General features: G+C 67.0%; 8 protein-coding genes. 7 read left to right on the top strand and 1 reads right to left on the bottom strand.

Going from position 1 to position 9,842, the window contains the following annotated elements; translation table 11 throughout:
* Positions 1–234 precede the first annotated feature (234 nt).
* The 3 genes from Q0P60_RS11660 to Q0P60_RS11650 all read left to right on the top strand — a co-directional run bounded on the left by Q0P60_RS11660 (position 235) and on the right by Q0P60_RS11650 (position 3,729).
* Entirely contained in the window at positions 235–726 is a 492-nt protein-coding gene (locus Q0P60_RS11660; protein ID WP_294993162.1) for a chemotaxis protein CheW, read from the top strand.
* 136 nt (positions 727–862) lie between these two features.
* Positions 863–1,246: a hypothetical protein gene (locus tag Q0P60_RS11655; protein ID WP_006442858.1), complete on the top strand. Its 384-nt coding sequence runs from the start codon at positions 863–865 to the stop codon at positions 1,244–1,246.
* Positions 1,247–1,347: 101 nt separating this feature from the next.
* A complete protein-coding gene (locus Q0P60_RS11650) occupies positions 1,348–3,729 on the top strand; it encodes a methyl-accepting chemotaxis protein (protein WP_294993156.1) in 2,382 nt (793 codons plus the stop codon).
* Between the two features lie 181 nt (positions 3,730–3,910).
* Here the strand turns inward: Q0P60_RS11650 and Q0P60_RS11645 are convergent, their stop codons facing one another.
* Positions 3,911–4,591, bottom strand: coding sequence for a hypothetical protein (locus tag Q0P60_RS11645; protein WP_294993153.1), 681 nt, complete (start codon positions 4,589–4,591; stop codon positions 3,911–3,913).
* 312 nt (positions 4,592–4,903) lie between these two features.
* Between Q0P60_RS11645 and Q0P60_RS11640 the strand changes: the two genes are divergently transcribed.
* Genes Q0P60_RS11640 through Q0P60_RS11625 form a run of 4 tightly spaced genes read left to right on the top strand, consistent with a single transcriptional unit; the run spans position 4,904 to position 9,753 of the window.
* Positions 4,904–7,183 carry a methyl-accepting chemotaxis protein gene (locus Q0P60_RS11640; protein WP_294993149.1) on the top strand — a complete coding sequence of 760 codons (2,280 nt, stop codon included), beginning with the start codon at positions 4,904–4,906 and terminating at the stop codon, positions 7,181–7,183.
* Between the two features lie 37 nt (positions 7,184–7,220).
* Complete coding sequence (locus tag Q0P60_RS11635; RefSeq protein WP_099554771.1) at positions 7,221–8,090, top strand: CheR family methyltransferase; 870 nt, start codon at positions 7,221–7,223, stop codon at positions 8,088–8,090.
* Positions 8,087–8,683, top strand: coding sequence for a chemoreceptor glutamine deamidase CheD (gene cheD, locus Q0P60_RS11630; protein WP_014037083.1), 597 nt, complete (start codon positions 8,087–8,089; stop codon positions 8,681–8,683). Before Q0P60_RS11635 ends, cheD begins: the two co-directional genes overlap by 4 nt.
* Positions 8,680–9,753, top strand: coding sequence for a chemotaxis response regulator protein-glutamate methylesterase (locus Q0P60_RS11625; protein WP_294993142.1), 1,074 nt, complete (start codon positions 8,680–8,682; stop codon positions 9,751–9,753). Before cheD ends, Q0P60_RS11625 begins: the two co-directional genes overlap by 4 nt.
* Positions 9,754–9,842: the final 89 nt, after the last annotated feature.

The raw sequence follows: 9,842 nt of genomic DNA, 5'->3' as shown, positions 1-9,842 counted from the left end.
CCCCGGGGTCAGATCCCTTTTCTGCACCTCCCCCGGGGTCAGATCCCTTTTCTGCACCTCCCCCGGGGTCAGATCCCTTTTCTGCGAAAAGGGATCTGACCCCATCTCCCGGATGCCCGTGCCCCAGTAGATCCACGCCACGCGTGGATGCCCCGGCAGCCCAGCTAAAGTCCCCCCCTCCGGGGCCGATATCGAGCCTGACACCGGGACTTCCGGCAGAACCAGGACCCCTCGATGAACGACAAGACCAGCTCCGCCGCCAGCGCCGGTGGCGAATTCCTCAGCTTCACCCTCGGCGCCGAGCACTACGGCGTGGACATCCTCAAGGTGCAGGAAATCCGCGGCTATGACGCCGTCACCCGGGTGCCGGATGCCCCGGACTACATCAAGGGCGTGATCAACCTGCGCGGCACCATCGTGCCGGTCATCGACCTGCGCCTGAAGCTGCGCCTGGACAACGCCCGCTACGACGCGTTCACCGTGATGATCGTGCTGAACGTGGAAGACCGCGTGGTCGGCATCGTGGTCGACAGCGTCTCGGACGTGATCCCGCTGTCGGCCGAGCAGATCCGCCCGACCCCGGAATTCGGTGCCGCCGTCGATACCCGCTTCATCTCCGGCATCGGCACCCACGACGACCGCATGCTGATCCTGCTGGACATCGAAACCCTGCTCGACAGCGCCGACATGGGCCAGACCGCCGTGGCCGAAGACGCCGCCGCCTGAGCAAGCGGAACTGCTTCACGTTCTGGTCACAAAACCCTTCAGTTCCCCCCGGCGGTGCCGATAGGGGGACTGAAGCCGGCCGCGCAGGAGCGCGCAGGACCGGAACGACCATCACCATCCCCGGAGATACACCTCGATGAAGTCCCTGCTTGCGTTCGTCTCGGCCGCTGTCCTGGCCACCACCGCTTCCTCCGCATTCGCCCAGTCGGCCGACATGATCCCGCCGGAACTGGCCCCGCGTTCGGTCGGCAAGGACGGCATGGTCTGTGGCAAGGTCGAAAAGGCCCGCTACGCAGAAGGTTCCGAAGGCCAGCCGACCTTCCTGTACATGGGCGGCGCCTTCCCGCGCCACACCTTCTCGGCCCGTATCGCCGGCGAGAACCGCGGCAAGTTCTCCTTCCCGCTGGAAACCCTGGAAGGCAAGACCGTCTGCGTGATCGGCAAGATCCAGCGCGACGCCTCGCGCGCCGAAATCGAAGTCAGCTCGCCGGCCGGCCTGAAGCTGGCCAACATCAAGTAATCCGCTGTCCGTCGAACCACGCCGGAGCTCGTGCCGGCGTGGTTTCTGCTGCAACCGGGCCCGACGCCCGGACGCGTCTGCCTTAGGAGATCGCAACGCCCATGCCGTGGATCAACAACCTGAAACTGATGCCGAAGCTGCTGCTGACCTTCGGTGTCCTCCTGCTGGTGATGCTGCTGCAGGGCATCGTCGCCTATCGCGGCCTGCATTCGCTGAACAACGTCACCACCGAGTTGGCCGGTTCGCGCATGGAAAGCATCCGCATGGCCGGCGAGATGCGCGGCATGCTGGGTGAATACCGCAACGCCGCCTACCAGCAGTTGATCCGCGCCAGCGATGACGTCAAGGCCGACGCGCGCAAGCAGGCCACCGAGCTGCGCGAGAACATGGACAAGTCGATCAAGGGCTACCCGGCACTGGTCGACAACGCACAGCAGAAGAAGCTGTTCGACACCTTCGCCAAGGAATGGAAGGACGCCCTGGCTTCCTATGACAGCGTCACCGAGATGCTGGAACTGGACCTGCCGGACGACGCCATCGATACCTTCGTCGGTGAAACCCGCACCAAGCACCGCAAGGCGGCTTCGGCGCTGGAACAGCTGATCGCTGAAGACAACCGCCTCGCCCGCGCCTCGCGCGAAGAGGCCGAATCCACCTACGCCGCCTCGGCCGTGCTGACCGTGATCGCCCTGCTCGGCGGTGCCGCGCTCGGCCTGGTGCTGGTGTGGCTGTTCGCCCGCGCCCTGGTCGGCAGCGTGCGTGGCGCCGTCTCGGTCGCCAACGACGTGGCCGGTGGCAAGCTCGATGGCCACATCGACGTCAGCCGCCAGGACGAAGTGGGCGAACTGATGCAGGCCATGCAGCGCATGCAGCGCGACCTGCGCGAGCGCATCGAAACCGACCAGGCCGTCGCCCGCGAGAACCTGCGCATCCGCACCGCGCTGGATTACAGCTCGACCGGCGTCTACCTGACCGACACCAGCAACACCATCGTCTACAGCAACCGCGCCCTGCAGCAGACCCTGAACCAGTACCAGGACGAAGTGCGCCGCGACCTGCCGGACTTTGACGCGCAGGCCTCGCTGATCGGCAAGCCGGTCACCGTGCTCGAACACCGCGGCGAGATGGACCAGACCCTGCTGGGCAACCTGAAGGCGCACGGCGTGGCACGCCGCCCGATGCAGTACGGCGACGCCCAGTTCGCGCAGGTGGTTTCGACCATCCGCAACGAAGAAGGCGATACCGTCGGCTACGTGGTGGAATGGCGCGACCGTACCCAGGAGGCCCTGGTTGAAGCCGAAGTGGCCCGCGTCATCGCCCAGGCCGCCAGCGGCGACCTCTCCGGCCGCATCGATGCCAGCGACAAGGAAGGCTTCTTCCTGCAGCTGGCCCAGCAGATCAACGGCCTGCTCGACGCCAACGCCGGCAGCATCGAACAGATCTCCGGCCTGCTCGCCGCACTGTCGCAGGGTGACCTGACCGTGCGCATGCACGGCGACTACCAGGGCGTGTTCGCCCGCATGCGCGACGATGCCAACGCCACCGCCGCGCAGCTGAGCGAGATCGTCACCCGCATCAAGCAGTCCAGCCGTGCGATCAGCTCGGCCGCCGGCGAAATCGCCTCGGGCAACAGCGACCTGTCGCGCCGCACCGAGCAGCAGGCCGCCAACCTGGAAGAAACCGCGGCCTCGATGGAGGAACTGACCTCCACCGTGCGCCAGAACGCCGAACATGCCCGCCAGGCCAACCAGCTGGCGATCGGCGCGCATGGCGTGGCCTCGCAGGGCGGCGAAGTGGTCGGCCAGGTGGTCACCACCATGTCGGCCATCCAGGCCTCGTCGAAGAAGATCGCCGAGATCATCTCGGTCATCGACGGCATCGCCTTCCAGACCAATATCCTGGCGCTGAACGCTGCGGTGGAAGCCGCGCGTGCCGGTGAGCAGGGCCGCGGCTTCGCCGTGGTCGCCAGCGAAGTGCGCACCCTGGCACAGCGTTCGGCCGCCGCCGCCAAGGAGATCAAGGGCCTGATCGACGACTCGGTCGGCAAGGTCAACGACGGTTCGGCACTGGTGCACAAGGCCGGCGCCACCATGGGCGAGATCGTTGCCTCGGTGCAGCGCGTGACCGACATCATGGCCGAGATCTCCGCTGCCTCGCAGGAACAGTCGGCCGGCATCGAGCAGGTCAACCAGACCGTGGTGCAGATGGACGAAACCACCCAGCAGAACGCCGCGCTGGTGGAAGAAGCCACCGCTGCCGCCCGCGCAATGGAAGAACAGGCCGGCCACCTCAGCGAAGCAGTGTCGATCTTCGTGGTGGACGAAGCCGAGACCGTGGCCGCCCCGCGTGCCACCGTCGCCGCGCCGGCCCCGCGCACTGTCGCTGCGGCCACCCCGGCCCCGGCCGCGCCGCCGGCCCGCCGCACCGCCGGCGGCCGTCCGATGGCCACCGAACTGGCTGATGGAGACTGGCAGGAGTTCTGATGCCTGCCTGATGTGATCCACGCACACGCCCCGGCCCCGCGCCGGGGCGTGTGCGTTTGGGGCCGGGGTCAGATCCCTTTTCCTGCGGAAATATCCCGCGCGGGGTCAGATCCCCTTTTCCTGCGGAAATATCCCGCGTGGGGTCAGATCCCCTTTTCCTGCGGAAATATCCCGCGTGGGGTCAGATCCCTTTTCCGGAGGAAAAGGGATCTGACCCCGCATGGCACAACTCAAGCCTGTCTTCGAAGTCGAACTCGAGTTGCCTGGGTATACGCAGGGCGCGGTATCGACGCCATGGCCTCAAGCTCTCCATACCGATCGGCGGAGCCAGAACAAGCGCATGCTGCCGCGCGGACAGCAGGCTCGCACCGGCACAACAACGGTAGGTGTGGGAAACGGACAGGCGCAGAAAGCGGGCCAGTGCGGAGACACGGAAATTGTGGTGCTGCAACATCAAGAGATAGGTGCTGGCCACGGAGTACTTCAGCTCCCCCTCGCCGGGCAGCGAGGGAGCCTCTTCGCACCGTTGCAGAACGGACAAGGGATCCTGCCCGTCGGCACTCAACCGCTCCAGCAAGGGGTGACTGCCCTCCTCCCCGCCCGGAGCGTGATCCAGGCGTACGGCGTGCCGGACGTTCACATCGGTGTAGCGAACCAGCTTCTGGTAGAGATGGCTGATCAACAGGCTCCGATCATCAGGCGCTGCCAGATCCAGCGACTCCCTGCCCGCCTCTTCCCACGTTGCAGCCAGCAGCCACGCTTCATTGATCACATCCTCTTCGCTGCACTCCCCCCGGGTGTGCCGCGCTACCCGCTTCAGGTCAGCCCGCCGCTGTTCCACGAACGCCGCAAATCCATCCAATATGAACCAACTCCTGCCAAAGCCTGGAACGTTGACCCGGTTCGCAGGCAAGGCGCTATGGAGGAAGTTGCAATTGCGAGGCTGCCGGATCAGCCGGTATCCCGCTTGGGGTCAGATCCCTTTTCCTCCGGAAAAGGGATCTGACCCCAAGCGGGACATTTCCGGAGAAAAGGGATCTGACCCCACGAACCTGAATACGTTCGGACACGGGCGCTCAATCCCCCGCCCGCGCGGCCGATAACGGGGTTGTCACGGCGCGTCCCGTCGTGACCGGCTCGGCGCCGCCCGCCTGCTTCGACCTGGTCCTGCTCGATGAATCTCCTGCATCGCTGGCAACACTACTTCAGCAATCTCTCCGTCCGGCGCAAGCTCAACCTGCTGACGCTGCTCATCGCGCTCGGCGTGATCGCGCTGTCGGTGATCGCCGCGCGCATGCAGTACCTGGACCTCACCGAGACCCGCAAGACCGCGCTGAAGACCCAGGTCGAGCTGAGCTACGGCATCCTGCAGCACTACCACCGCCTGGCCGGCACCGGCGAGCTCAGCGAAGACGCGGCCAAGAGCGCGGCGCTGCAGGCGCTGGAAGTCATGCGTGCCGAGAACGATACGTACTACTTCAATATCTACGACACCGGCTATCGCCTGCTGATGCACCCGTTCCGCAAGGACCTGGTCGGCAAGGACATGAAGGATTTCCGCACCGACGATGGCGTGCGCATCTACTACGACCAGGTCGAAGCGGCCAAGGCCGGTGGCGGCTTCGTCAACTACCGCTGGGCCAAGCCCGGCAGCAAGGGTGAGGTCGAGAAGGTGGCCTACGCCGGCCTGTTCGCGCCCTGGAACTGGGTGGTCAGCAGCGGCGTCTACATGGACGACGTGCAGAAGCAGGCGCTGGTGTTCACCGCCATCATGGCCGTCTCCGGCGGCGTGCTGGTGCTGATCGTGCTGGCCCTGAGCTGGGTCATCGGCAACCGCATCGCGGTGCCGCTGAAGCAGGCCACCGCCGTCGCCGAGGGCATCGCCCGCGGCAAGCTGGACAGCCACATCGGCGTACAGCCGCACGACGAGACCGGCCGCCTGCTGGACGCCATGTCCGGCATGCAGCAGCAGCTGCACGCGGTGATCAGCGGTCAGCGCGAGATGGCCAGCCGCCACGATGCCGGCGAGCTGAGCTACCGCATCGACGCCAGCGCCTTCCCCGGCGAGTACGGGCTGATGGTGCAGGAAACCAACGCGCTGGTCGGTGGCCACGTGCAGACCCTGCACGACGTGCTCGACGTGGTGCAGCAGTATGCCGTCGGCGATCTCAGCCGCGACATCGCACGCTACCCGGGCGAGAAGGCGGCGATGACCACCACCGTCGATACGGTCAAGGCCAACCTCGGCCGCATCAATGGCGAGATCAAGCAGCTGGCCACCGCCGCTGCCGCCGGTGACTTCAGCCGTCGCGGCGATGCGCAGCGCTTCGATCACGATTTCCGCCTGATGCTGGAAAACCTCAACGCCATGATGGCGGTCAGCGATGACAACCTCGGCAAGCTCTCGCAGCTGCTGTCGGCCATCGCCGAGGGTGACCTGACCGCGCGCATGCATGGCGACTACCAGGGCGTGTTCGCGCGCATGCGTGACGATGCCAATACCACCGTCACCCAGCTGACCCAGATTGTCGGCCAGATCCAGGCCAGCGCCTCCAGCATCACCCTTGCCGCCGGCGAGATCGCCTCCGGCAACAGCGACCTGTCGCGCCGCACCGAACAGCAGGCCGCCAACCTGGAAGAAACCGCGGCCTCGATGGAGGAACTGACCTCCACCGTGCGCCAGAACGCCGAGCATGCCCGCCAGGCCAACCAGCTGGCGATCGGTGCGCAGGGCGTCGCCTCGCAGGGCGGCAACGTGGTCGGCCAGGTGGTGCATACCATGTCCGCGATTGAAGCCTCGTCGAAGAAGATCGCCGAGATCATCTCGGTCATCGACGGCATTGCCTTCCAGACCAACATTCTGGCGCTGAACGCGGCGGTGGAAGCCGCCCGCGCCGGTGAACAGGGCCGCGGCTTCGCCGTGGTCGCCAGCGAAGTGCGCACCCTGGCGCAGCGCTCGGCCGCCGCCGCCAAGGAGATCAAGGGCCTGATCGACGATTCGGTCGGCAAGGTCGCCGAAGGCTCCAGCCTGGTGCACCAGGCCGGCAGCACCATGGGCGAGATCGTCGCCTCGGTGCAACGCGTGACCGACATCATGGCCGAGATCTCCGCTGCCTCGCAGGAACAGTCGGCCGGCATCGAACAGGTCAACCAGACCGTGGTGCAGATGGACGAAACCACCCAGCAGAACGCCGCGCTGGTGGAAGAAGCCACCGCTGCCGCACGCGCGATGGAAGACCAGGCCGCACAGCTGGCCGACGCGGTGGCGATCTTCCGGCTCGACAACCAGGTTTCGGCCGCGATGAAGGCGGTGGCCGCCCGCGTCGAGCCGGCGGTCCGCGTCGCCACAGTCGCGCGTCCGCAGCCGGCCAGCGCGCCGGTTGCGGCGCAGGTTCGCCGCAGCAGCAACGCCAGCAGCTTCGCCGCCAGCGACAGCGACTGGCAGGAATTCTGAGACCCACCCGCGGCGGCTTCGGCCGCCGCCCCTGCCGATGGACACGTCCCCCGTGCAAAGTCCTACTCCCATCGTCACCGGCCCGCGCGAATTCGAGTTCGCCGACCGTGATTTCCGCCGTGTCTGCGACCTGATCTACCAGCGCGTGGGCATCGCCCTCGCGCCGGCCAAGCGCGACATGGTGTATGGCCGCCTGTCGCGCCGCCTGCGCACGCTCGGCATGCGCAGCTTCCAGCAGTACCTGGACCATCTGGAACAGGAAGACGGTGATGAGTGGCAGGCGTTCACCAATGCGCTGACCACCAACCTGACCTCGTTCTTCCGCGAACCGCACCACTTCGACAAGCTGCGTGAAGAGCTGCAGCAACGCTCCAGCCGCACCCCGCTGCTGCTGTGGTCCTGCGCCGCCTCCACCGGCGAAGAACCGTATTCGATGGCGATCACCGCCTGCGAAGCGTTCGGCACGCTGAAGCCGCCGGTGCGCATCGTCGCCACCGACGTCGATACCCAGGTGCTGGCCACCGCCGGCCGTGGCGTGTACAACATCGACCGCGTTGCCAACCTCGACCCGGACCTGCGCCGGCGCTATTTCCAGCGCGGCAGTGGCCCCAACGAAGGCCAGTGCCGGGTGCTGCCGGCGCTGCGCGAGCTGATCGAGTTCCGCCCGCTCAACCTGCTGGCGCCGCGCTACGACGTCGGCGGCCCGTTCGACGCCCTGTTCTGCCGCAACGTGATGATCTACTTCGACAAGCCGACCCAGCGCGCCATCCTCGGCCGCCTGGTACAGCACCTGGCCGATGATGGCCTGCTCTACACCGGCCACTCGGAGAACTACCTGCACGCCGCCGACCTGATCCAGCCCTGCGGGCGGACCCTGTACCGCCGTGCGGCAAAGGCCGGCGCATGAACGCCTCGCTGCGTACCGACGATGTGATGCGTTACCAGGACGCGCGCTTCCAGACCATTGCAGCCAAACTGCTGCCGACCCAGTACCTGGTGGTCGATGACACCACCGCGCTGACCACCACGCTGGGCTCCTGCGTGGCCGCCTGCCTGCGCGACCCGGTGCTGAAGATCGGCGGCATGAACCACTTCCTGCTGCCCGAGGGCAATGCCGGTGACGGCGCGCCCGCGCGCTATGGCAGCTACGCGATGGAACTGCTGATCAACGACATGCTCAAGCGCGGTGCGCACCGCAAGCGCATCGAAGCCAAGGTGTTCGGCGGCGCCAACGTGCTCAAGGGTTTCACCAGCAACCCGGTCGGCACCCGCAACGCCGAATTCGTCCGCCAGTACCTGCAGGCCGAGCACATCCCGATCATTGCCGAAGACCTGTGCGGCATCCACCCGCGCAAGATCTGGTTCTTCGCCGATACCGGCCGCGTGGTGGTGCAGCGCCTGCCGCATGCCCACGAGGCCGAAGTGGCCGCAACCGAATCGGCGGTGCGTGCACGCCTGTCCAAGGCCCCGGTCACCGGTGGCGTGGAGCTGTTCGAATGACCCTGACCGGCAACGCCCCCTGCCGGGTCCTGATCGTCGACGACTCCGCCGTGGTGCGGCAGATGCTCACCGAGATCCTGTCCAGCGATCCGTCCATCGATGTGGTCGGCACTGCCGCCGACCCGTTGCTGGCGCGCGAGAAGATCAAGCGCCTGGCCCCGGACGTGATCACCCTGGATGTGGAAATGCCGCGCATGGATGGCCTGGCCTTCCTGGAAAACCTGATGCGCCTGCATCCGTTGCCGGTGGTGATGATCTCCTCGCTCACCGAGCGCGGCGCCGACACCACCCTGCAGGCGCTGGCGCTGGGTGCGGTGGATTTCGTCTCCAAGCCCAAGCTGGACGTTGCGCGCGGCCTGCAGGGCTATGCCGACGAAATCATCGCCAAGGTCAAGATGGCGGCACGCTCGCGGGTGCGGCCACTGGTACGTGCCACCACGCCGAAGCTGACCCTGGACGCGGTACCGGCCACGCGCCCGGCTTCGCCGCAGTTCCGCACCACCGACCGCCTGATCGCGATCGGCTCATCGGCCGGTGGCACCGAAGCCCTGCGCGTGGTGCTGGAAGGCATGCCCGCCGATGCGCCCGCCGTGGTGATGACCCAGCATCTGCCGGCCAGCTTCAGCAGCGCGTTCGCCGAACGCCTGGACCGCCACTCGGCGATGGCCGTGCGCGAGGCCAGCGACGGTGAAGCCGTGCTGCCCGGCCACGCCTACCTGCCCCCGGGCGGCAAGCACCTGCGCATCATCCGTGATGGTGCGCGCTGGCGCTGCCGGGTCGATGACGGCCCGGCGGTGAACCGCCACAAGCCGGCGGTGGACGTGCTGTTCCGCTCGGTCGCGCAAAGCGCCGGCAGCAACGCCATCGGCGCCATCCTCACCGGCATGGGTGACGACGGTGCGCGGGGCCTGCTGGAAATGCGCCAGGCCGGTGCCCCCACGCTGGTCCAGGACGAAGCATCCAGCGTGGTCTGGGGCATGCCCGGCGCCGCCTTCAAGCTCGGCGCCGCCGAGGAACAAGTGCCCCTGGAGCGGATCGCCGAACGCCTGTTGGCCTTGTCCCGCGGCTGACCGCCCCCCCTCTTCCACCCCTCAACGTGGTTTTCCCCGCAGGCCGCGGCTCCCGAACGGGCGTCGCGGCCTGCACTGTTCCACCCCAA

The organism is uncultured Stenotrophomonas sp., from assembly GCF_945952405.1.
Taxonomy (GTDB): Bacteria; Pseudomonadota; Gammaproteobacteria; order Xanthomonadales; family Xanthomonadaceae; genus Stenotrophomonas.
Note: the sequence above shows the minus strand (reverse complement) of the source record. Positions and strands in the feature narration are given on the sequence as shown.

Excerpts from the sequence above, each read along its gene's own strand:
- Q0P60_RS11625 (WP_294993142.1), top strand. The coding sequence starts at position 8,680 with ATGACCCTGACCGGCAACGCCCCCTGCCGGGTCCTGATCGTCGACGAC.
- Q0P60_RS11655 (WP_006442858.1), top strand. The coding sequence starts at position 863 with ATGAAGTCCCTGCTTGCGTTCGTCTCGGCCGCTGTCCTGGCCACCACC.
- Q0P60_RS11650 (WP_294993156.1), top strand. The coding sequence starts at position 1,348 with ATGCCGTGGATCAACAACCTGAAACTGATGCCGAAGCTGCTGCTGACC.
- Q0P60_RS11660 (WP_294993162.1), top strand. The coding sequence starts at position 235 with ATGAACGACAAGACCAGCTCCGCCGCCAGCGCCGGTGGCGAATTCCTC.
- Q0P60_RS11635 (WP_099554771.1), top strand. The coding sequence starts at position 7,221 with ATGGACACGTCCCCCGTGCAAAGTCCTACTCCCATCGTCACCGGCCCG.
- cheD (WP_014037083.1), top strand. The coding sequence starts at position 8,087 with ATGAACGCCTCGCTGCGTACCGACGATGTGATGCGTTACCAGGACGCG.
- Q0P60_RS11640 (WP_294993149.1), top strand. The coding sequence starts at position 4,904 with ATGAATCTCCTGCATCGCTGGCAACACTACTTCAGCAATCTCTCCGTC.